Origin of the sequence: Paenibacillus sp. PvP094, from assembly GCF_040546835.1 — a bacterium.
GTDB lineage: Bacteria > Bacillota > Bacilli > Paenibacillales > Paenibacillaceae > Paenibacillus > Paenibacillus illinoisensis.
Map to the genome: position 1 here is coordinate 4,970,505 of NZ_JBEPOM010000001.1, position 24,729 is coordinate 4,995,233.

The following is a 24,729-nucleotide window of genomic DNA, read 5'->3' on the forward strand; positions in this document are numbered from 1 at the left end:
ATCAGATGAGCAAGTTGCAATCCCAAGCCGGTTCAGCGGTTAGTCAGAGGAGCACCATCAGAGAATCTTTTGGGGACCGGGTATTTATAGCCATCATCTACCTCATTCTGACGGTTGTCTTGATTGCAGTACTCTATCCACTGATCTATATCGTAAGCTCTTCTCTGAGCAGCCCGGCAGCAGTTACATCCGGGAAAGTCTGGCTGTGGCCCGTTGATATGACACTCGATGGCTATAAGTCTGTATTGCGCAACGATCAGGTTATCATGGGTTACGCCAATTCGTTATTTTATACCACAATAGGAACAATCATTAGTGTAGCGCTGACCATTATGATTGCTTATCCGCTTTCCAAAAAAACCTTTGTTGGGCGCAGCCCTCTCATGATGTTTATTACATTCACCATGCTATTCTCAGGCGGATTAATTCCAACTTACCTGGTGGTAAAATCCATGGGACTGATTGATACCCGCTGGGCTCTGTTGATTCCTAATGCCATCTGGGTGTGGCAGGTGATTATCGCACGTACTTTTTTTCAGAATTCCATCCCGGAAGAGCTGTCCGAGGCAGCCGATATTGACGGATGCAGTGATATCCGTTTCATTTTCAGCGTCATTTTGCCTCTCGCCAAACCCATCATCGCTGTTTTGTCATTGATGTATGCCGTTGGGCAGTGGAATGCGTATTTTGATGCCCTGATTTATTTAAAAACGCAATCGCTCTATCCGCTTCAGTTGATTCTCCGCAGCATTCTGATTCTGAGTAACAGCACGGGAAATATGGATGTGGGAGAGATGGTGAAACAGCAGCAAATGGCTGAGTTGATGAAGTTCTCACTCATTGTTATGGCCAGTTTGCCGGTACTCGTCATTTATCCGTTTGTGCAGCGATATTTCGTTCAGGGCATGTTGATTGGCTCCGTCAAGGGCTAGTTCACTACATTTATTCGTAAGGGAGAGGGTCTATTTGAGAAAAACAGGGTCATTCGTGCTTGCTTGTATACTGCTCCTGTCTGTGGCACTGGCAGGATGTTCATCCTCAAATCAGGGCAGCGGAGAAGAGGGGAGCGGCCCTTCATCCGGGGACAACGTGACCATTAATGTGTTTGCTCATCAAAGTTCGGATACCAACCTTCAAACGAACAAGTTTACGAAAAAGATGGAAGAGAAGTTTAACGTGAAGATAAACTGGACGACGGTTCCTTTTGACGGCGCGGCTGAAAAAAGACAGATATCATTGGCTTCGGGGGACTACCCGGATCTCTATTTGCTCATTCCATGGGTGGACCGTTTTTCTCAAACTGACTTGTTGAAATTTGGTCAGCAAGGAGTCATTGTACCGCTGAATGAACTAATTGAGCAATACGCACCGAATATCAAAAAGGTACTGGACAGCAGTGAATATTATAAAGCAATGAATACTGCGCCCGACGGCAATATTTACGGTCTGACGGGCTTGAATGAATGTTTCCACTGCTCATATCCGAACAAAATGTGGATGAATACGAAATGGCTAGAGCAGCTCGGTTTATCCGAGCCTACAACGACGGAAGAATTTAAGGAAGTGCTAAAAGCATTCAAAACCAAGGACCCGAACGGCAACGGCAAAGCGGATGAAGTGCCGCTGAGCGGTTCCATTGAAAATTTCGGTGTGCACATCATCCCCTATTTGATGAACGGGTTTATCTACGACGATGACAGAACCTATCTCATTGCAAAGGATGGCCGGGTTGATACGGTTGCGAACAAACCGGAGTGGAAGGAAGGACTGGCCTATATCAAATCGCTATACGATGAAGGTTTGATTGACCCCGGTGCGTTCACGCAAAATGTGGGGGCCTTTAAAAAAATCGGAGATAATGCGGATGCGCAGCTTCTTGGCGCAGGTGCAGCCATGCACCCATCTCTATTTGTAAATACGGCCGAGGGTGCTCCGTATGGGAAGGATTATAATCCGATTCCTCCTTTGAAAGGACCGCATGCCAATTATGCGACCTATAACTATCCAATTGACCCTGGAGCATCGTTTGTACTCACAAACAAGGCAAGTGAAGAGACACAGATTGCAGCCATAAAAATGCTGGATTATCTCTACACACAAGAAGGAGCCATGAGTGCATATCTGGGTGAGGAGGGCACCAGCTGGCGCAAGCCGGAGGAAGGCGACGTAGCCCTTAATGATCAGGTAGAGCCACTCTACAAAGCCATTCCCCTCCCCACAGGTGAGGAACCTCGTAATGACAGCTGGGGTGCGCTGAGTCAGTATAATCACCACAGAGCATACCGCGATGCCGAAGTACAAGGCAAGGACATCTATGCAGGTGACGGATATGAGCGCCGACTTTATGAGGCAACACTCTTGATGGAAGGCAAAGAACCCGAGGAAGTTTTTCCGCATTGGGCACTATGGGTGGACCCGGCAAATGCAGACGAAACTAGCATGATGCAGACGAACCTCAAGGATTATATTGACCAGAATGCCCTGCAATTCATCACAGGAGCAAAGAGTCTGGAAAAGGATTGGGACGATTATGTGAAAGGGCTGGAAGGCCTCAACATCCAGCGTTATCTGGAAATTATGCAGGCAGCGTATGATTCTTCATCCATTTCCAAGTAGGGAGAATGGGGAGGTTTACACCCATCCTGGGTAAATAAATCAACCATTACTATCAAACACGGGCCGGTTCGCATTCTTGCGAATCAGGTCCGTAATCTTTTATGGCAGGCAGCCAATCTCATTGATGTTTATCGAAGAAAATCTCCGAATACATGATCTTTTCGATTCTCATATCATGAAAGAGTATGGATCTGCATGAATACGTTATTTTTATTCTTTGTCGGGATGTTAATATGAGATTAATCTCTTATCATTCATTGAAATTCATAGTGGAGGTTCAGAATGAAAGAATCCAATCGGAACAATCATCGCATGTGGTACAGCAAACCGGCAGAGATATGGAATGAGGCCTTGCCAATCGGGAACGGTCGGCTTGGAGCAATGATATTTGGAGGCGTAGCAGAGGAGCGTTTGAAGTTAAATGAAGACTCGATGTGGTATGGGGGTCCTCGGGATCGGAATAACGAAGATGCACTGCCCAATCTGCCCCATATCCGCAAATTAATCATGGAAGGGAAACTTCGGGAGGCTGAAGAGTTGGCCAGCATGACGATGGCCGGGCTTCCTGAAGCCCAGAGACATTATGTGCCACTTGGTGAGCTGCAGTTATCATTCGGCAATCATGATGGTCCTGTGGAAGACTATGTACGTGAGCTGAATTTGAACCAGGGCATCTCCACGGTTAGTTATACCGTTAATGGTATCCGTTATACTCGTGAGTTGTTTGCCAGCCATCCGGACCAAGCCATTATCATCCGAATCTCAGCAGACAAGAAGAATGCCTTGTCCATGAAAGCCCGATTCAATCGACAGAATTGGAGATACCTGGAGAAAACCAAGAAGTGGGAGCAGAGCGGACTCATTATGCTTGGTGAATGCGGTGGTAAAGACGGCAGCTCCTTCGCAGCTGTCTTGAAAGCGATACCAGATGAAGGTACCTGTCAGCTCCTTGGAGAGTATTTGCTGGTGAAGGACGCGAGCTCGGTCACCCTGCTGCTTGCTGCGGAAACGACTTTCCGTCAGGAAGATCCGGAATTATACACTAAACTTCGTATAGAAGAGCTCAGCCGGATTCCTTATGAAACACTGCTTGTACGGCATACATCGGATTATCATGAATTGTACAGCAGGGTTTCGTTGAACCTGTCCAAACGTTCTGATCGTCATGATGGTCCGACGGATGAGAGATTACAACAGTTCCAAAGGGGAGAAGAAGACCCCGAATTGATCGAAACCTATTTTCAGTTTGGTCGTTATCTGCTGATTTCCTCAAGCCGGCCAGGCTCCCTGCCTGCTAATCTTCAAGGCATATGGAATGACAGTTTCACTCCACCTTGGGACAGCAAATTTACGATCAACATTAATGCCCAAATGAACTACTGGCTCGCCGAAAACTGCAATCTAGCCGAGTGCCATGAGCCATTGTTCGATCTGATTGAGCGAATGCGGGAGCCTGGCCGAATTACGGCACGAAAGATGTATGACTGCCGTGGATTTACCGCACATCATAATACGGATATTTGGGCAGACACGGCCCCTCAGGATACCTACCTGCCAGCTTCCTTCTGGCCGCTGGGTGCTGCCTGGTTATGCCTGCACTTATGGGAGCATTATCGCTATAGTCAGAATCTCATTTTTCTGGAAGAAGCATACGAAACGATGAAGGAATCTGCGCAGTTTCTCCTTGATTATCTGATTGAGGATGCAGATGGCCGTCTAATTACCTGTCCATCCGTTTCTCCAGAGAACAGTTATAAGCTGCCAAATGGTGAGGTAGGAGTGCTATGTGCAGGCGCTTCGATGGATTTTCAGATCATTGAGGCTCTATTCACTGCATGCATTCAAAGTGCCGAGTTGATTGGAAGGGACCATATCTTCAGCGAAGAACTTGCTGCTGTTCTGAAGCGAATTCCCAAGACACAAATCGGCAAATACGGACAAATCCAGGAATGGATGGAGGATTACGAAGAAGTGGAACCGGGACACCGGCACATCTCACATCTATTTGGTTTGTACCCTGGAGAAAGCTTCACTCCAGAACACACGCCGGAACTTGCAAAAGCCGCACGAACAACGCTCGAACGTAGATTGGAGAATGGTGGGGGGCATACCGGATGGAGCCGGGCCTGGATCATTCACTTCTGGGCAAGACTTCAGGATGGGCAGAAGGCTTATGAAAATGTAAGAGCTCTCCTGGAGCACTCCACGTTGCCCAATCTTTTTGACAATCATCCTCCGTTTCAGATTGACGGCAACTTCGGGGGATCCTCCGGAATTGCTGAGATGTTATTGCAGAGCCACACCGATGTGATCAAGCTTCTGCCTGCCTTACCAGACAACTGGTGTGAAGGGAGTGTGGAGGGGCTCAGGGCCCGAGGCGGATATACCATTGGATTTTCCTGGGCGAAATCGGAAATTACTGAAGTCACCGTAAAAAGTTCAATAGCTGGACTTTGTCAGTTGGAAGGTCCTGGCCTTAAGCCGATTTCTTTCGACGCAGAAGCTGGTGGAACGTATACGTTTACACCGATTTCATCCGACGTGCTGTCACAAACTCAATGATCGGATTAATAAATCGATTTGCTTCAGAAGAAGCAGAATATCCAGCTCATTGTGCTACGGATGAACGGAAAGAGTGAATTTTAGAAAGAGTCAGAGTGTGTTTTCGTGAGATTTATTCTAATATGACAACAACACAAAAAAAGAGGCAGTCCGTGGAGATGGTATTCGCGGGGCTGCCTCGTTTTGTTATAGGTTACAGTTTGTAGTCAATGCCTTCACCAGCGCCTGTGCGAGCATTAATGTATACGTGAGTAACGCCTTCAATCCCGGTGACGGGAAATGCATAAACGAGTTTGTCGTTGTGGAGCTTCAGCTTTGGCTTACCCGAGACGTTTACGTATGGGCCTAGCTTCGCAGAGGCTTGCTCCGCTGTAAGCTTCGGGTGAAGGGGGAAGTTTTTATTATAATGTGAAAAATAATTAGACGCATCAAAGCTTATCAACGCACCGGTACGGCGATCAAATCGCCATACGACTTTCATCTGCGGAATGGAGATTTGCTCCCGGACTGGAATATAGACGAGATAAACGGAAGTTTCTTTTATCTCTTTTGCTGTTAATGTCAGACGTTCATCAGACCAGCGGGTCATCCAGGTGTCCGCAACTGCAATAAACTGCTTTAAGTCCATATTCTGCTCTACAGCTGCATCTTTGGAGATCGAGCCCTTGCGTCTCACTTGGAGCACGTGTCCGCTTTTACTTAGTGTTACGGTATAGGAGCTGGTTGATTTTCCATCAGTGTCCGATAACCTGAAATCCATGACTTCTCCGAACTCGGGGCTGCTCCCGCCAGAGGCCATGTGGACGATTTGTTTACCTACTCCTTTATTCCAAGCTTCACCCATGAAAATTTTTGCTTTGGCCGCAAGCTCCGTAGCCGTATACGTGGTTTCACCGGCGAAAACGGGCCCTGGCTTCAGAGGTATGTAAGGATTCTGGTTGTACCGGAATTCATTATAGGCTTTATTGCCGGACGTGAAGACCGAGTCAAGCCCAGATAAGGCCTCATCCATTTCGGTCGAAATCTGTTGTATATCTGAAGAAGAGGAATCCAAAGCTTTCTTTCTCATCTGCTCGAGATAAGGTTGGGCGGTCCTCGCGAAGGTTCTCAAACGCTGAATTTGTTCTAATTGATCCGGATCGAGCGACTTTCCCTTCTCGCTGGCGGGATAGGCCAAATAGCGGCGGCCGTTGGTGATAAATGACTCATACGAGGACGAAGATTGAAAGTTCATGGTAACGGATCCGATCCTTACATATTCCGAGATAACATTGGCATGTTCAATCGCAGATTGAAGTGCTGTTTGCCGATCTGCAATCGTTGATGCCGCAAGGGACTCCGCAAGCGCATAGTCGAAATCGCGCAGGTAGATTGATTGCAAGTGCGACCAGTATTGTGTATTACGTTGCTGCTGCTGCTCCCATTGTCGATTATTCTGTTGCTCCGTATAACTGAAATACGCGCCTGCTAAAGTCGTGACGCAAAGCAGACCAATGATGGATTTGGTGCGAACGTTCATATCTATTAAAACTCCTGTCTATGTCTTCATAATGCTTATCCACTGTAACAAAGATGTGAACACTGTTTAATGAGTAAATATTACCAATACAAATTGTCTTGCCCGTTGACTAAATCTGTACGCTAATATTGACGAAAAATACATTAGAGGTGTTCAGAATATGTTGAGACTGGTATGTTAACTTCGTTTTAAGCGCAACTGAACCTGAGGATAAAATCAATAGGAATATAGGGGATAGTAGATAAGATGGAGAGAAGGATAAGAAATTCCGTAAAGGCCTTAATCATTGAAGACAGAAAAATGTTGGCAATTAAGATAGACGAAGATGGCGATGCTTTTTATACACTGCCTGGTGGAAGTCAAAGTGCGGGGGAGACATTAACTGAGGCATTGAAGCGTGAAGTCGCAGAAGAAATCGGAGTAGAGATCATTCCTAATTCATTGGAATTTGTCATTGAAGGTGTATATGGTGAGGCGTTTCACCGTGTGGATTTTGTGTTTTTATGCGTATATAAAGGATTAACTGACCATTTACTTTTCCAAGGTGACAGATATCACGTCCGTTATGAATGGCTTGATATCGATAATCTGATCGGGCAACCATTGTATCCTTCCAAATTGCGAAAGCAAATTCAGCTTTTATTCAATGGAGAAAAAACCGAGATGTACTTAGGAAATGAGGAACCAGGTAATCCTAGTATTTAAACTGAGATTATCGTATCTAACAAGGTTCATTTATAAGAAAAGCATCCAATAGAGCCTTTCGACGAGTGATATCGTAAAAGGCAAGCTTTTGGCTTGAAATTAAATAAAGAAGGAGCCGCATGAAACCATGCTCGCTCCTTCTTTAATGGATGCTATGGGTTCGGTACGATGAAGGAAACGGTAGTTCCTTCACCAGGTTGACTTTGAATCGTTAAGCCTTGTCCATACATTTTTTTGAGCCGTCGATCGGTATTCGTTATTCCCACACCAGAGGTCCCCGCTTTTTTATTACTATCTAATAGGGAAGACAGCTTGGTCTCATCCATACCCACTCCGTTATCATGTATGATGAATTTGATGTAATCCGCTTCTTTTGTAGCAGATAGAGTTAGCTTTCCTCCACGGGTACGGTTCAATATTCCGTGCCGGATGGCATTTTCTACGATAGGTTGGATCGTAAGTGGAGGAAGTTTAGCCTCCAACGGATCAGGCAGATTCCACTCTATTTCCAATCGCTCTCCAAATCGTTCCTTTTCGATATACAAGTAAGCTCGCAGTAAATCAAGTTCATGGGACAGAGGAACCTGGCGCTCCAAGTTCCTTGAATTAAAGCTTCCCTTTAAGTAATCACCGAAGGCTTCGAGCAGCGTAATCATGCGGTCTGGATCTAATAGACTAAGCGAAGCAATGGAATTGATTGTATTAAATAAAAAGTGAGGCTGAATCTGAGCTTGGAGCCACGCAGCTTCCATACGTAATTGCTCGTCTACAGACTGTTTAAAATGAATTAAAGCGCGAATTCTTGACTGAAGCTCTAACATATCAACCGGTTTTGTTAAATAATCATTAGCACCCGCAAGAAACCCGGTATGAATATCTTCTGGTCTGATTCTAGCCGTCAGTAGCAGTATAGGCAGCTCGAAAATCGTAAACTTCTTTCGTATCATTTCAGTCAGGGTATATCCGGACATTTCCGGCATCATCACATCGGTTACGACCAGATCCCACTGCTGTTTATGGTTAATCTGTCTAAGGGCCTCTTCAGCACTGTTTACAGCGGTGACCTCATAGTTTTCCAGCTCCAGCAATGATTTTATAACCTTCAGATTGATGGCATCGTCATCCACTAGAAGAATAGACCCCTTGATAGGATCCATCTTGTATTTATTCTCTGAAGAAACAGCTGCTTCACTCGTTGCATCCATCACGTCGGATACCAGGTGATTGAAATGAGACTCTATTTCTTCGCCGTTCTGTACACCTTTAACAGCTGGTACGGCGTCTGCCAGAGGTAAGGAAAATGTGAAGACGGATCCTTGTCCAATCTTAGACGTCAGCTCTAGTGTTCCGCCATGAAGTTCTACTAAATTTTTGCTTATGCTAAGTCCCAGACCTAAGCCGCTGCCTGGAGAAGTTATGCTGGAATCCGCTTGTTCATACGGGGAGAATATGCGCTGCTGCAGTTCTTCGTCAATTCCAATACCCGTATCTATAATATGAACGTAAACAGCATCATTCAGGATCTCCGCACGAAGGGAAACACGGCCTTTCTTGGTATATTTCAATGCATTGTGCACTAAGTTGAACATAATTTGGGTAAGTCGGTTTTCGTCAGCTGCTACGTTAGGTAATGTATCAGGAATCTCGTTTTGCAGCTTCACGTTCTCATTTACCGTCATATAGTTCAGCATATGGACTACTCCCTTGGCCACTGCTGGTAAAGAGACACTTGTTGGTTCTAGCGTAACCCGGCTATCCTTCAGTAGGGTAATATCAATCAAGTCATCGAGCAGATGTGACATGCGTTGTCCAACTTTGGTAATCAGCATCAAATCTTCTTGATCAGTTGTATCTAGCTTATTGCTCTTCCGAATGATGATGGATTGGGCCATATTAATGATCGCATGAAGCGGATTTCGAAGCTCATGTGACGTATTCGCGAGAAATTCATCTTTTTGTTTGTCCACTTTCTTGAGCGCTTCCGCTTGTTTCTCAGCACGTATTGCTGTTTTGGTGAAACGTACAAACCAAAAGGATGCAAACACAACAAAGGCTACAATCAGGTCAATCGGGTAATAAGGCAGGTCTTTATTAAACCATGACTTGAGAAATCCGCTGAATACCATATTAAACGATACGGCAATACCCGCAAGTAATATCGAAGTGGCTGCTTCTTGACCAGTCCTCACGGCCTGTCTTGAAATAATAGGTACGAGTAAGATGGCTGTGAGCATGAAAATACCCAGAATCTTAGAGGTATAATCCAGCCAACTGATCGGAAAGAAAAGTGTAATGGATACATAGGAGTAAAAGAAAATAGAAAAAATAAAAATCAGTTTCTTAAAACTATGTACGCCAAGCAGGTGCTTTGTACATAACACCAGACAATAACAAAGGGCGGAGTATCCAATAATCCTCATACGTACTGCCCATTCAAAATTGATCGGGAACCACTGTAGCAGCATTTTGTCATCGTCTATTAACGTAACAAGCAAGGCAAACAAAATAATTCCGGCAAAATAAAGAAGCTCTTTCTGTCGGTGCCCTACGAAAAGAAGAATAACGATATATAACATATGAAGCAGCAGAATAATTCCGACGAGCAGCTGCATATTTTCGCTAAAATGTATTTCATTCAGGACAGCAGAAGGAGTTCCAAATTTAATGGATTGAATGATGCCACCTTCATTATGATAGTGAAAATTACTGACATGAATGACAATATCCATGGTGGACTGCTCCACTGTAAAGTTACCTGTATAGGGTACAACCTTAGAGATCGTTCCTATTGGGTTGTCATCAGGATGGCCTGATTCGTATAGAAGGCTTCCATTAACATATAAGCGATAAGCAGTCTTAATTTCAGGAATATGAATGCCATAAGACGCATTAGATGTAGGCAAAAGTACATGAAGTCGATAAGTTCCAAAATTCGATTCTGGACTCGTATCATTAAAAGTACCCGGAACCTTTGTCCAATTAGCAGAATGTGATGTATCACGAAAGGATGTGCTTGGATGAATGAAGGTGCCCGGAGTAAAGTTCCATTGCCCGTTAAGTGTGATCGTCTGTTGATCCGTAAATTTCCAGTAGGACAGATCAAGTTCTCCCTGGGTTGCATGAGGCTCATTAGGAGGGGAGAACTCCGTATACCAGAAAAATCTTACTCCAATTAAAGCTGCTAAGTATATGAGGATGAGCCAAGCCATCCTGTGTTTGGATATGATTTTATTAATAGGTGTGAATGATGGCAACATGAACAATCCTTTGTCATACGTTATAGTGGGCTTGTAAAAAGGGCTCTTATTTGTTATACATCTAAAATGCGGATTAAGAGGGAAGTTGTTTCTCTTGCCACTCCTTAAACCATATTTGAATATCGTTTCCTGGGAGAATATCGTATTCTTCTTTTAGTCGTGTCGTGAGTTCTTGATAACACTCCATCGTTTTCTGTGGCTCGTTCAATTTGTCATACAGCCTCATTAAGGCAAACGAAGACTTTTCCTCTATTGAATAGAGGCGGTGAATTTGCAAGTATGTAGTCAACGCATCGCTAAATCTCTGCTGATCCTCATACCAACTGCCGACACTTAGAGCTGTGTTTAGCCATAATTGTTTAAGTCTATGCCTTTCTGCCTCGGCCCACCAATAATCGTATTCCTGCAAATATTCACCCGTATAGCTGTTTAACTTCTCCAAATGAAGCTCCAGGTTATCCTCTGAGATATCGATTGTCTGCATAGAGTCTTCCCATAGTGCTACGTCCAAAATGATATGATCCAGCTCTAATAAATATCCTTCATTTGCACTCTTAATCTGAAATCTCTTTCCATACGCAGTAAGAGTTTTGCGAATATGATAAATGGTTGTATACAACTGTGAGTAGGCCTTGTTCACATCTGTATTGCTCCATAATAAATCAACGATAAACGATTTACGAACAAGCTGTCCCCTATGCTGAAGCAGATACAGGAAAAGCTCCTGCGCTCGGAAGGTTCTCCATTGCATCAACGTAAATTGTCCAGGCGATTGTGGCTCCTCAATCATGACTTGTTTGAACATGGTCATCCTGAGGGGTTGATGGGGATCAGGGTTATCCAATCTGGCGGTACTCTTGCTCAATATCCGATTCATTGTTTTGGACAATCGATCAAAGCGAACCGGCTTCACAATGTAATCTATGGCGTTTAATTCGAAGGCATCCACAGCGTATTCTTGGTAGGCTGTAACAAATACCACCATCAGGTCAGGGTCATACTCCAACAAGCGTTCCGCCAGTTCAATACCATTGATCTCAGGTAACTCTATATCAATAAAGGCGATATCCACTTTGGCATGTTTAACGATATCCAGGGCATCGTATGGGTTTGTAAATTTACCGATAATATCAAGGCTGAAGTTTCCCATCTTCAGTAGTTGAAGCTCCAAATAAGACAACGCTAAAACTTCATCGTCAATAAGAATAGCTTTCATGTAAAAATATACTCCTTATTAGCGTTTATTTAGTTATATCGATTTTAACATGGATGTTGAAAAATGGAATAAAAACTCGAATGATGTAGCAAAGCTAGTCGTATATCTTGAGTTTAGGTTCAGTGGGCTGAATAAAATGTGGGTCCTTTGGCCTCTGAAGTGGTCTGCGTATATTGATCGCGGCGGAGATATCCATAAAACCACCTTTCTGCAAAAGGGATTGAACAAGCTGCAAATGTATTTCTCCTCAGTTGTCAGATGAGTAGCGCTGCGTAGAAAAAAGATCTGGATAAATGTTAATTTCATCCATGCAGTCACTAAAATCGATTATAATTAATTTATATTCAAGTCGATTACCTACCCTAAGTTAAACGTAAAAAGACATAGTGATGCATCTCATACGCTCTAAGGATTATAGAGTTTTCGAATATACACTTATGTATAAGAGGGGCGAATGATATGACGTTAACGCTTGTTATAGTGATGATCTTTGTATTTGTACCTATCATTGTACTCATGGTAAGCATGCCTTATTTAACAAGAGAGACGATTAGTTTTGGGATCACCGTCAGCGCTGTACAATTTCATAGCGAGCCTCTGCGCCAGATACGGAAGTCATATGCTAGGATTAGTGCTACCTTGCATACCATCCTATTTATTGTCTGTATCATCTGCCTAATGTACGGTGACGAACATTCCAAGCAACAAAGTTGGATCATTGTCACTTATTCACTCGCCATGGTCGTAATTTCCCTAGTCTTAAACATTAGCTATCATTTCAAAATGAAAAGTTCACTACCTATGCTGGCTATTGCTCCGGAACCATCGATCATTGCAGTGGACACTGGATTCCGGAAAAGAAACATTGGCTTGTCTAATAATTGGTTCCTCATTCATGTTTTAATTATTGTTGTTAGTATTGTAACTGTGCTACTCAACTACGATCAGATTCCTGATCAGATTCCGATCCATTACAACAGCAGTTGGAACGTTGACCGCTATGCAGATAAATCTTATAGCTCTGTGTTTATGACTACGATAATACAAGTGTTCATAACCCTTTTGTTCATATTTGAGAATTGGAGTATTCGCAGTGTGAAGCAGCAGGTTCAACCCACTGATCCGACCCGTTCCATTAGACAAGACGTAACTTTCCGCCGTACTTGGTCATGTTTTATGATTACAACAAGCTTCTTATTAGTTATCCTGGTTTCCGTCGTGCAACTAAACATGATATCTCTGCTTAACATCGATTTCGCTATCCCCATTATCCTAATCATAATAGCCTTTATCATACTATACGCCTTCGCCTTATCGTTCTGGGCTGGTCAAGGCGGAAGCCGCTTGGAGCGATCTGCCTTTCACTCCAATGTCAAACCTGTCCATGATGATGATAAATGGCTGTTCGGTATGATTTATTTCAATCGTAAGGATCCAAACCTACTCGTCGAGAAAAGGTTCGGAGTCGGCTGGGGATTAAATTTCGGTCACCCAGCAAGCTGGCTGATTTTACTCGGAATTATTGTAGTGTTAGTTGTGGTAACAAGGCTTAGAGGTTAGTGCTCACCGGAGTATTCTTTTTTCAACAAATAAATATCTTGACTGTTGCAAAATCAACCCTGTAAGCCATCAAGAGGGCAGACCTGTGGCGTGATTTGACTTTGATGTTATGCGGGGTGATCGTCAATTAGATGAATAACGGAATGATCTCCAACGGCAAAAAAATTGATGATATCCTATGATCGTTAGCTTAATTTGGTTTCTCTTGTGACTGACTGAACTGCATCCTCCATTTTGTATAAAGCAACCGTCGGTTTTGTCCATTGTTATTGTCATGCTGTCGAAGCTACAATGATATTGATAATGATTATCATAAGCACGGATATTACATAAGCCGGCTTGAGGAGGACATCAATTGACTGAGCAGCTTGAATTATACGATATGACAATTATTGGCGGTGGTCCTGCGGGAATGTATACTGCTTTTTATAGTGGAATGCGTGATTTAAAGACAAAGCTAATCGAAGCGAAAGACGAGCTGGGCGGGCGGATGCTTATTTATCCTGAGAAGATGATCTGGGATGTTGGAGGGGTTACGCCGATCCTATGCGAGAAATTAATCGCCCAATTAGCGGAGCAGGCGAAGACGTTCGACCCGACCATTGTATTCGGCCAGCACATTGTCGGATTGGAGAAACAAGCGGATTCGACGTACATCCTGGAGGCGGCAACGGGGGAGAAGCACTGGACACGTACAGTCATTCTGGCCATTGGCCGCGGCATTCTGCGAATGGCGAAGCTGGAGCTGGAAGGGGCTGAGCGCTACGAGGTATCCAATCTGCACTATACCGTGCAGGAACTGGAGCCTTTTAGAGGAAAAAGGGTCCTTATTTCGGGAGGAGGAAATTCCGCTGTCGATTGGGCCAACGAGCTGGTTTCCATCGCTGCTCAGGTCACTGTCGTGCATAGACGCGACCACTTTGGCGGGCATGAAAAAAACGTTGTTCGAATGAGGGAGTCTTCTGCAGATGTGCTTACGCCATATGAAGTCACGCAGTTATACAGCGGCAACGGAAAGTCGATTGAACGGGTAACGATTAACCACATCGAATCAGGGGATTCACGCGAGCTAGAAGTAGATGAGGTTATCGTCAACCACGGACTGAAGTCCGATTTTACAGGGATCAAGGATTGGGGACTGGATATGGACGACTGGAACATATTTGTCAGCCCGAAACTAGAGACGAACTTGCCGGGTATCTTCGGGGCTGGTGACTTCGCCAATTACGAAAGCAAGCTCAACCTGATTGCAGGTGCATTCACGGATGCTGCCTTAGCGCTTAACAGCGCCAAACAGTATATCGATCCCGAGGCGCCGAGAATGGCTTATGTATCGTCACATAACGAGAGGTTTAAGGAACGGAACAAAGCACTTGGCGTATCCAGTGAATAGCAGGGTCTGCTATAGTAGACGGACAGTTACCTTCAGAGCCGTTGTGAAACTGTAGATTCTGAGCAGTGGAGGAAGTTTGTTCAAATAATAATACGGTTCAATTGATGGTAAATAAGCCGCTGATCAGCGGCTTTTTTCTTTTTAATAGATGTCTGCTATTGATTTTGTCATATACTGTTTGATACTTTTATTCAGAAATGTTGTTGCCACCTAAGCTACTTGTTATTAATCAAAAAGATAATAGATGGATCACTGCATCATATGGAGGGGCATTAGAAATATGAAAATTCTAGTATTGGGTGCAACAGGACGAGTCGGCAGTCAGATCACTGCCTATGCACTTAAGGATCAGCATCATGTAACTGTATTGGTTCGTCATCCTGAAAAATGCCAGGTAAATGATGAACATTTCACAATCATTCAAGGCAATGTGTTGAACCAGGAGGATATTATGAGTGCTATTCGTGGTGCTGATGTCGTTATTAGTGCACTGAACACAGATGGAACCCATACACTATCCGAAAGTATGCCGTTAATCATTGAAGCAATGCGTGAAGAAGGGATAAAACGAATCATTACTGTAGGGACAGCAGGTATTCTGCAAAGCAGGCTTTTTCCGAGTATTCTACGATATCAATCCAGTGAATCGAGGCGTAAATCCACCCGCGCTGCCGAGGAGCATCACCGTGTGTACTCGCTGCTTCAAGAATCACCATTGGAATGGACGATCGTATGTCCTACGTATTTGCCGGATGGAGAACATTTAGGCGTATACCGTGTAGAGCGTGATGTTCTGCCTGAAGGCGGCACGGAGATATCCGTGAGTGATACAGCAGAATTTACCTACAAGCAAGTTAAAGATGACTCTTATATCAAGACACGGGTAGGCATTTGTTATTAACGATTATAGATGAGAGTAATATGGGATGCTTCCGATATTCGGTCGGGGAGCATCCCATTATTTTTTAACAACATTTGCTCAATCAAGTTTAAGAATATAATCCATCAACTACCGACTTTCGTTAATTGTATAAAAGGGGGAGCGGCTTTAGATTAAACGTATAACACAAAGGAGGATCTCGATATGAGTACAAAAGATTCATCAGCCGTTTCTAATCAGGTGCGGGTATGGGAGGAACAGGTTGAAATTCCCACTTACGGAACGGGCAAACCTGACAAGAATCCCATGTTTCTGGAGAAGCGCGTGTACCAGGGGAGTTCCGGACGAGTCTACCCGTATCCAGTCATCGATAAAATCCTGGATGAAAAAGAATCCAAATCCTACTGCATGGCCATTCTTGAAAACGAATACATTCGCGTCGAAATTATGCCCGAAATCGGCGGACGGATCTACCGCGCATTAGATAAAACAAACAACTATGATTTCGTCTATTACAATCGTGTTATCAAACCTGCTCTCGTTGGGCTTGCTGGCCCATGGATCTCAGGAGGTATCGAATTTAACTGGCCGCAGCATCATCGACCGAATACGTTTGGACCAGTGCAGCACACGGTAACCGAGAATGAAGACGGCAGCGCAACCGTCTGGGTGAGTGAGATTGATCGCATGTACGGCACAAAAGTAACTACGGGTTTCACCTTGCATCCAGGTAAGGCCTATATCGAAATTACGGCGCAAATGTATAACCGGACATCCGAGCCACAAACGTTTTTATGGTGGGCCAACCCGGCCGTGGCTGTCAATGATCATACACAAACCGTATTTCCACCTGATGTTACAGCAGTCTTTGATCACGGAAAAAGGGATGTATCCAAATTCCCGATTGCTACCGGGACTTATTACAAAATGGATTATTCCGAAGGCGTCGATATCTCCAGGTATAAAAATATCCCCGTCCCGACTTCTTATATGGCATATAAATCGGACTACGACTTTGTAGGCGGTTACGACCATAGCGTGCAAGCAGGATTGCTGCATGTAGCCAATCATCATATCTCCCCAGGCAAGAAGCAGTGGACGTGGGGGAACGGGGAGTTCGGCCAAGCCTGGGACCGAAGCCTGACGGATGAAGATGGACCTTACATCGAGTTGATGACCGGCGTATTTACCGACAACCAGCCTGACTTTACTTGGCTCCAGCCGTACGAAGAAAAGTCCTTTACCCAATATTTCATGCCGTACAAAAACATTGGCGTTGTTAAAAACGCTTCTATTGATGCAGCAGTCAATTTGGAAGTAGATGAACAGCTCCGAGTGGCGACAGTAATGGCCTATGCTACATCGGTGTTTGAAGGAGCAAGCATAACCTTGAAGGGACGTAAGCGGACCTATGTCAATGATATTGCCACCCTTTCGCCTGAATCTACCTATAAAACCATCATCACGTTAGACGATGCAGATCAACCGAATGACTTGCTTGTCACAGTGCGAGATGCCAAGCAAAAGCTGCTCATCAGCTACAAGCCGGCGAAACCATCCATCGAACAGATTCCGGATGCCGCCAAACCGCTTCCTCTTCCAGAAGAACTCAAGAGTACAGAACAGTTGTATCTTGCCGGTCTTCATTTGGAGCAGTACAGGCACGCTACGTTTGAACCGGAAAGCTATTACGAAGAAGGATTAAGAAGAGATACTTCGGATATTCGTCTCAATATTGCTTATGGTACACTCCTGCTTCGAAGAGGGTGTTTGGAAAAAGCGGAAACGCATTTCCGTAAGGCAATTGAGTCATTGACCTGGCGAAATCCTAATCCGTATGACAGTGAAGCTTATTATCAACTAGGCTTGACGCTCCGGCTTCAGGAACGAAATGAAGAGGCTTTCAAAGCATTTTATAAAGCAGTATGGTCTGCAGCATATCAGGATAGCGGCTACTACGCATTAAGTCAGATTACTTCCGAGCAGGGGGCGTTTATCGAAGCGCTGGATCTGGTAGAACGTGCATTGATTCGCAATACAAGAAACTACAAATCAAGGCTCGTAAAAACGGCGCTGCTTCGCAAGTTGGGTCGTTATGAGGAAGCTATTGCGTTTGCAGACGAAACGCTGACAATGGACATTGCGGATTTTGGTGCCCGATATGAGAAATTCATGAATCTCGAAACCATCGGGAAAAACGAAGATGCTCATCTGGTGAAATCGGAACTCCGCCGGTTGTTGAGAGATGACGCGCATAATTACTTGAACCTGGCTTGGGATTATGCGGGAAGTGGTTTCTATGAGGAAGCTTCGCGTCTACTAGAAGAAGTTTCATCTCATCAGGATGGATTGGCGTATCCTATGGCTCATTACACACTTGCCTATGTCTATGACAAGATGGGACTCATTGAGAAAGCAGAACATGAACGTCACCTTGGAGGCACTGCTGCCCCGGATTACTGTTTCCCGAACAGCCTGTTTGATCTAAGTGTATTGCTTCATACAATCCATAAAAATCCATCGGACAGTAAGGCCCATTATTATTTAGGAAACCTCTATTACGATAAAAAACGAGCGGACGAGGCCATAAAGCACTGGGAGATTTCCATTGGTCTTGAACATCAATTCGCCACGGCTCACCGCAATCTTGCGCTGGCCTATTATAACAAGCGCCATGATGCAAAAGGCTTCATTGCATTCGCTTCATCATGCGTTTGCATGTGACAAGGATGATGCCCGGGTTTTTTACGAGCTCGATCAGCTGTTTAAGAAAATGGGCGTTTCAGCACAAGAACGATTAACGAAGCTTCAGGAACATATGCAGCTGGTCGAACAACGTGACGATCTTTATCTCGAATATATTACACTGCTGAACACGCTAGGCAAACATGATGAAGCACTGTCTTTATTATTAAGTCGCCGCTTTCATCCTTGGGAAGGCGGAGAGGGAAAAGCAACGGGACAATATACACTAGCTCTCGTAGAGCTTGCCAAGCAGGAGAATACACGTCAATCCTATCAGGAAGCCATTTTGCTGCTTCAACGAGCGCTTCAATATCCGGAGAATCTGGGTGAAGGCAAACTTGAAGGCGCACAGGAGAACAATATTCATTATGAGCTGGGCATGGCCTATCAGGGACTCGGACAGCTAGAAGAGGCTGTTTATCATTGGAAACTCGCTTCGGAGGGGTTGGAGGAACCAGCTAGTGCGATGTATTACAATGATCAGCCACCGGAGATGATATTTTATCAAGGACTTGCTTGGGATCAATTAAACCATTCGAAAGAAGCAAAGCGCCGATTTAACAAGCTGATCGATTACGCAGAAAGGCATCTGTTTGATGATGTGAAAATCGACTACTTTGCTGTATCCTTGCCCGATTTTCTGGTATTTGAGGATGATTTGAATAAGCGGAATCAAACCCACTGCTTGTTTATGCTTGGCCTTGGATTACTGGGTCTTGGGAACAAAGAAGAGGCCAAAAACCGATTTAATGAAGCGTTACAGCTGGAGCCTAACCACCAGGGAGCGCGAATTCACTTGGAATTGTGCTAAGCATATAGGGATAAAACTTATGGGCAGCAGAGTTAACCACAAGGAAATCCGGGACAACCAGTTCCGGATTTTTCTTGTTTCCAAGAAACTTGGAGTGAATGTGGTTGTGAATTCATTTACTTACTGTGTGTAAATCTGGTTCATATCTGGTATAATAAAAACAATTATCAGGAAATACAATGAAAATATAGGTAAAATATAAAAAAAGATGAAGAGGATAGGTGGAACGGCCCATGGCGAAAATAGATCGTCATACTTTTCAGACCAGAACCAGACATATGTCTGCCGACCTGAAGCAAAAAATTAACTCCGGCTCCTACAGCCCGGGAGAATTTCTGCCTTCTGAGTTGGCACTAACAGAACAGTACAATTTAAGTAAAAACTCCGTAAGATATGTACTGGATGAGCTTGTACAGGAGGGATTGATCGTTAAAATCCCAAGGGTGGGCACGCAGGTGGCAAAGCCTGCTTCGAGGGAAACCATTCGTTTTGGTGTATATCCCTCACTTTATAAAGAAGCAGGGATGGAGGAACTTATTAAGAGGTTCCACGAGAAACACCCACATATTCATGTGGAGACCATTGAGCTTCCTTATATGAATTCAGACAGTATCGCCAATCTTGTCAAACTAGGGATTGTCGATGCGTTAACCATCAACTTGCAGGATATGTACCAATTCCAAGAGAAAAAGTACCTTGATTTGTTGGTCGACCAGGATCGAAACGATACAATTTATCCTTTTCTTACAACTTATTTTGAGAAGGAATCGGGTGTTTTGGCAGCACAGCCTTTCATATATTCACCTGTTATTTTGTGTTACAACAAGGAGCATCTGAGAGAGAAGAGACTGGGTGAACCGAATAGTAGCTGGAGCTGGGATGAACTGGCGGCGTTGCTTAGAGAACTTAAGGCACCTCATCGCTACAGTATCGCTTTTCAGTTATTTTCCATGAACCGGTGGCCGATTTTTTGGATGCAAAATGAGGACGATCTATCTTCGGCGGATTCCAGTCCAGCTCAGAACGGAACTGGCTTTCCTACAGAAGGATTAAGATGGCTGAGGGATCTTGTGACAGAGGAAGGCATATTTCCGCTTGCCTTGGCCCAAGGTGAATTTGAAGCCGAGAAATTGTTTAAGGAGCAGAAGGTATCCGTCATGCTAACCACATATTACATGCTGAATGAGCTAAAAAATGCGGACTTTTCCTTTGATATTGCACAGCTACCACATTTTAAGAATGATAGGACACTTCTTCTGTCAACGGCCATTGCTCTCAGTGCAGAATCGAGCCAAAAGGACACGGCAGCCTGCTTTGTGAATTATCTCAATTCAGATGAGGCACAGACCTATATTAGGCAGCAGACCTACAGTCTACCTGCAAGCAGATATATAACGGAAACATGTTCAGTGGAGCTTAAAAACAAACCGTCCAGGTTGGAGCTTCACCGAGACTATAGTTCGAAATACATGACGTATCGGGATCTGTCGATTTCCATGCAAACTCAGATTCGTTTCGGAGAAAGCCTGAAGCAGTACATGTCTTATCTAATGGATGAAGAGGGACTCGCTGAAGTGTTGCTTCCGTCTAAAAGTCTCAAATTATAAAATACGAATAAAAGCTTTAAAAAGGCACTGCCATCAGGTAGTGCCTTTTTTATTTTATATGAACTACAAAAGAACCAGTTGACAGAAAACGTGCCGTATGCTAATTTCTTATTGAAAATAAGAACCACATATGATCCAACTATGAAAGTTAACAGGGAGAGGTGACCGTATTCGGATGAAGACCGTGGCTGAATTGGAAGCAAAGCTTTCGGAGGCATCAGATCAGCTAATCAATGACTTACATAAAGTGGATGGGGATCTTCTTATCTTGGGCGCAGGCGGGAAGATGGGCCCAAGTCTTGCGAGATTGGCCGCACAAGCCATCAGAGCGGGAGGAATGAACAAGAAGGTGACTGCTGTATCCCGGTTTCAGGATCAGGAGGTGAAGAACGATCTTGAAAGCGCGGGAGTTAAGACCATTTCCTGCAATCTTTTAGACGATCAAGAGTTCATGCAGCTGCCTGCAGCGGACAACATCATATATATGGCTGGCAACAAGTTTGGTACAACGGGCAGAGAGTATTATACATGGGCAATGAATACGTATTTGCCGGGAAGAGTGGCAGAAAAGTATAAAGATTCGCATATCGTCGTTTTTTCTTCCGGGAACGTGTATCCCTTTTCCCCGGTGGCTCTCGGCGGAGTAGATGAATCAGTCCCCCCTGAACCTCTCGGGGAATATGCACAATCCACTCTGGGGAGAGAGCGAATGTTTGAATACTTCTCTCATACGTATGGCACGCCGATGCTGCTGTACCGCTTGAACTATGCCATTGATTTACGCTATGGGGTGCTGCTCGAAATTGCCCAAAAGGTCCATGAAGGCAAGTCCGTATCCCTTACGATGGGGCATGCCAATGTGATATGGCAGGGAGATGCCAATGAGATTGCCTTAAGGAGCCTGCTTAAGTGCCAAAGTCCTCCCGAAATTTTGAATGTGACCGGACCTGAAACCATGTCCGTTCGCTGGGCAGCACAGCAGTTTGCCAAAAGGTTTGGTCTTACCGCATCGTTTGAGGGAAGCGAATCCGAAACGGCTCTGCTGAGCAATGCAGCTAAGGCGTTTCGCGAATTCGGTTATCCGAGAGTAGGCTTGCTGGAAATGATTGATTTCATTGCCGAATGGGTTGAATCCGGCGGACCTACGTGGAACAAACCAACCCACTTTTCGGAGAGGAAGGGGAGGTTCTGAATGCACAAAAAACAAGCTTCACTTACACCGGAACTGGCAGCAGCATTCCATGAAGGGTTGGTTATCCCCGCTCATCCGCTTGCCTTAAATGAACGCAGAGAGCTGGATGAAGTCTATCAGCGGGTGCTGACAAAATACTACATCGCATCAGGAGCTGGCGGAATTGCAGTTGGTGTGCATTCCACCCAATTTGAGATTCGGGATCCCAAGGTTAACCTCTATGAACGGGTACTTCGCTTGGCCGCAGAGGAAACGGAGCAAGCTCGCCTGCAAAGGCCCTTCATCAAGGTGGCGGGCGTTTGCGGGGATAGTGAACAGGCGAAGGAAGAAGCCCAGATTAGTAAAGCCCTCGGATATGATGCGGTGCTGCTGAGTATGGGTGGACTCCATGATTGGAGTGAGCAAGACCTGCTTCGGCATACGGAAAAGATAGCTGAAATGATGCCGGTCATCGGATTTTATCTTCAGCCTTCTGTCGGTGGCCGCTGGCTGAGCTTCGATTTTTGGCAGGCTTTTGCTGAAATTGACAATGTCATCGCCATCAAAATAGCTCCTTTTAACCGCTATCAAACGATTGATGTTGTCCGAGCGGTTTGCTGCTCAAGCCGCCGCAATGAAATTGCATTGTACACAGGAAACGATGACAACATCCTGATGGATCTACTTACAACTTTTCGGTTCGAAACGGAAGAAGGTCCCATGGAAAAAGAAATCGTTGGCGGCCTGCTGGGTCACTTTGCTGTCTGGACACATCAAGCGGTTCAGCTGCTGGAAGAAGTGAAACGTCTCCGCAAGCCCAAGGGATCACCGTTGTCACGGGACTTGCTCACGCGAAACGTGGAGATTACAGATGCCAATGCCACTTTTTTTGATCCTGCCCATCAGTTTGCTGGCTGTATACCGGGGATACACGAGGTTCTTCGAAGGCAGGGTCTCATGAGAGGGATTTGGTGCTTGAATCCGCAGGAGACCTTATCCAACGGGCAAAAAGAGGAAATCGATCGTGTATACCGCCAGTATCCTCACCTGAATGATGATGATTTTGTGAAGAAGCATCTGGATGAGTGGCTCAGGGTTGCTTCGCTTTCCCAGACATGAATATCGGAATCATTGGACTTGACAGCTCTCATGCCCTGGCATTCACCCGTATTCTTCACGAAAGTTGGGAGACTCTTTTTGCAGATGTGACTGTGACGGCTGCATATGCGGGCGGATCTCCTGATTTTCCACTCAGTATCACCCGTGTTAACACGTTTGCCGGTCGGATGACGAAAGAATACGGAGTGAGACTGATGCCCACGATGCAGCAAGTTGCAGAAAACACCGATGCCATCCTTATCTTGAGTGCCGACGGAAGGATACATCTGAATCAGTTCAAGGCGATCTGTTCTTACCTTAAACCCGTGTTTATCGATAAACCTTTTGCTTTGTCTTCAGCAGACGCAGGTGAAATCATCCGACTCGCAGAAGAGTTTCAAATCCCTTTAATGAGTGCTTCAAGCTTGCGTTATGCCGAAGCTCTGTCTGAATGCACAAGAGGAGACATCTTGGGGGCGGACGTGTACGGACCGATGCATGTCGAATCAACGCAGGGTCATTATTTTTGGTACGGCATCCATTCGGCAGAACTACTCTTTCAAATCATGGGCCCTGGATGCAGGGAAGTGACCGCCTTCTCTACCGATCATGGCGATCTCATTACTGGAACCTGGAAAGAGGGGAGGATGGGAACGATCCGCGGAATCCAAAATGGCCCAGAGAACTTTGGAATAACGCTACACACCAGAAACGCTAACCAGCATATCCCGCTTGAACCGAGCTACAAAGAGCTCCTGAAGTCGGTCATGAATTGGCTCAAAAACGGCGTGTGCACCGTGCATCCTTCCAAAACGCTGGAAGTTATCCGGTTTTTGGAGTGCGCAGAGCAAAGTCGTCTACAAAAATGCACCATCCTCATGGAAATGTGATCAAACCGGATAACTTCCAGCGTTTTGGAAGGATACATCTGAATCAGTTCAAGGCGATCTGTTCTTACCTTAAACCCGTGTTTATCGATAAACCTTTTGCTTTGTCTTCAGCAGACGCAGGTGAAATCATCCGACTCGCAGAAGAGTTTCAAATCCCTTTAATGAGTGCTTCAAGCTTGCGTTATGCCGAAGCTCTGTCTGAATGCACAAGAGGAGACATCTTGGGGGCGGACGTGTACGGACCGATGCATGTCGAATCAACGCAGGGTCATTATTTTTGGTACGGCATCCATTCGGCAGAACTACTCTTTCAAATCATGGGCCCTGGATGCAGGGAAGTGACCGCCTTCTCTACCGATCATGGCGATCTCATTACTGGAACCTGGAAAGAGGGGAGGATGGGAACGATCCGCGGAATCCAAAATGGCCCAGAGAACTTTGGAATAACGCTACACACCAGAAACGCTAACCAGCATATCCCGCTTGAACCGAGCTACAAAGAGCTCCTGAAGTCGGTCATGAATTGGCTCAAAAACGGCGTGTGCACCGTGCATCCTTCCAAAACGCTGGAAGTTATCCGGTTTTTGGAGTGCGCAGAGCAAAGTCGTCTACAAAAATGCACCATCCTCATGGAAATGTGATCAAACCTTATACGTGTTGACTCCTTGCTCTAGTGAATCAGATCCACCTATCTGAAGG

The 24,729-nt window shown here is 45.0% G+C and carries 15 protein-coding genes and 1 pseudogene; 13 read left to right on the plus strand and 3 right to left on the minus strand.

All coding sequences use genetic code 11. From position 1 onward, the window contains the following. The first annotated feature begins 5 nt into the window (after window positions 1-5). The 3 genes from ABIC22_RS22725 to ABIC22_RS22735 all read left to right on the plus strand — a co-directional run bounded on the left by ABIC22_RS22725 (window position 6) and on the right by ABIC22_RS22735 (window position 5,178). Window positions 6-932, plus strand: coding sequence for a carbohydrate ABC transporter permease (locus ABIC22_RS22725; RefSeq protein ID WP_095286803.1), 927 nt, complete (start codon window positions 6-8; stop codon window positions 930-932). A gap of 34 nt (window positions 933-966) precedes the next feature. After that, the gene (locus tag ABIC22_RS22730; protein WP_354483979.1) at window positions 967-2,616 is read left to right on the plus strand and encodes an ABC transporter substrate-binding protein; all 1,650 of its coding nucleotides are present in this window, start codon (window positions 967-969) and stop codon (window positions 2,614-2,616) included. Between the two features lie 282 nt (window positions 2,617-2,898). Beyond that, the gene (locus tag ABIC22_RS22735) at window positions 2,899-5,178 is read left to right on the plus strand and encodes a glycoside hydrolase family 95 protein (protein ID WP_354483981.1); all 2,280 of its coding nucleotides are present in this window, start codon (window positions 2,899-2,901) and stop codon (window positions 5,176-5,178) included. 193 nt (window positions 5,179-5,371) lie between these two features. On the opposite strand, the gene ABIC22_RS22740 is transcribed toward ABIC22_RS22735, so the two are convergent. Then, the gene (locus ABIC22_RS22740; RefSeq protein ID WP_354483983.1) at window positions 5,372-6,697 is read right to left on the minus strand and encodes a hypothetical protein; all 1,326 of its coding nucleotides are present in this window, start codon (window positions 6,695-6,697) and stop codon (window positions 5,372-5,374) included. A gap of 246 nt (window positions 6,698-6,943) precedes the next feature. On the opposite strand from ABIC22_RS22740, the gene ABIC22_RS22745 reads away from it, so the two are divergent. Then, on the plus strand, window positions 6,944-7,402 hold the full coding sequence (locus tag ABIC22_RS22745; RefSeq protein WP_354483985.1) for an NUDIX domain-containing protein: 459 nt from the start codon (window positions 6,944-6,946) through the stop codon (window positions 7,400-7,402). A 152-nt stretch (window positions 7,403-7,554) separates the two neighbouring features. On the opposite strand, the gene ABIC22_RS22750 is transcribed toward ABIC22_RS22745, so the two are convergent. After that, the gene (locus ABIC22_RS22750) at window positions 7,555-10,131 is read right to left on the minus strand and encodes a hybrid sensor histidine kinase/response regulator (protein ID WP_354483987.1); all 2,577 of its coding nucleotides are present in this window, start codon (window positions 10,129-10,131) and stop codon (window positions 7,555-7,557) included. A 601-nt stretch (window positions 10,132-10,732) separates the two neighbouring features. After that, a complete protein-coding gene (locus ABIC22_RS22755; protein ID WP_354483989.1) occupies window positions 10,733-11,875 on the minus strand; it encodes a response regulator in 1,143 nt (380 codons plus the stop codon). Between the two features lie 459 nt (window positions 11,876-12,334). Here ABIC22_RS22755 and ABIC22_RS22760 point away from each other — a divergent pair, with 459 nt between their 5' ends. From ABIC22_RS22760 to ABIC22_RS22800, 9 genes and pseudogenes are all read left to right on the plus strand, one after another. After that, window positions 12,335-13,435: a DUF1648 domain-containing protein gene (locus ABIC22_RS22760; RefSeq protein ID WP_354483991.1), complete on the plus strand. Its 1,101-nt coding sequence runs from the start codon at window positions 12,335-12,337 to the stop codon at window positions 13,433-13,435. 355 nt (window positions 13,436-13,790) lie between these two features. Further along, entirely contained in the window at window positions 13,791-14,828 is a 1,038-nt protein-coding gene (locus ABIC22_RS22765; RefSeq protein ID WP_354483993.1) for an NAD(P)/FAD-dependent oxidoreductase, read from the plus strand. A 280-nt stretch (window positions 14,829-15,108) separates the two neighbouring features. Beyond that, window positions 15,109-15,729 (plus strand): NAD(P)-dependent oxidoreductase, encoded by a 621-nt coding sequence (locus ABIC22_RS22770; RefSeq protein ID WP_354483995.1) that lies wholly within the window; start codon window positions 15,109-15,111, stop codon window positions 15,727-15,729. A gap of 183 nt (window positions 15,730-15,912) precedes the next feature. Further along, window positions 15,913-19,264: pseudogene (locus tag ABIC22_RS22775) on the plus strand (DUF5107 domain-containing protein). A gap of 233 nt (window positions 19,265-19,497) precedes the next feature. After that, on the plus strand, window positions 19,498-20,871 hold the full coding sequence (locus ABIC22_RS22780; protein WP_354483996.1) for an extracellular solute-binding protein: 1,374 nt from the start codon (window positions 19,498-19,500) through the stop codon (window positions 20,869-20,871). A gap of 175 nt (window positions 20,872-21,046) precedes the next feature. Continuing rightward, window positions 21,047-22,063, plus strand: a complete 1,017-nt coding sequence (locus ABIC22_RS22785) for an NAD-dependent epimerase/dehydratase family protein (protein ID WP_354483998.1) — start codon at window positions 21,047-21,049, stop codon at window positions 22,061-22,063. Next, window positions 22,064-23,161: a dihydrodipicolinate synthase family protein gene (locus tag ABIC22_RS22790; protein ID WP_354484000.1), complete on the plus strand. Its 1,098-nt coding sequence runs from the start codon at window positions 22,064-22,066 to the stop codon at window positions 23,159-23,161. After that, complete coding sequence (locus tag ABIC22_RS22795; protein ID WP_354484002.1) at window positions 23,128-24,030, plus strand: Gfo/Idh/MocA family oxidoreductase; 903 nt, start codon at window positions 23,128-23,130, stop codon at window positions 24,028-24,030. Before ABIC22_RS22790 ends, ABIC22_RS22795 begins: the two co-directional genes overlap by 34 nt. Next, window positions 24,006-24,671, plus strand: coding sequence for a Gfo/Idh/MocA family oxidoreductase (locus ABIC22_RS22800; protein ID WP_354484004.1), 666 nt, complete (start codon window positions 24,006-24,008; stop codon window positions 24,669-24,671). The genes ABIC22_RS22795 and ABIC22_RS22800 overlap by 25 nt, the downstream gene beginning before the upstream one ends. Window positions 24,672-24,729 lie beyond the last annotated feature (58 nt).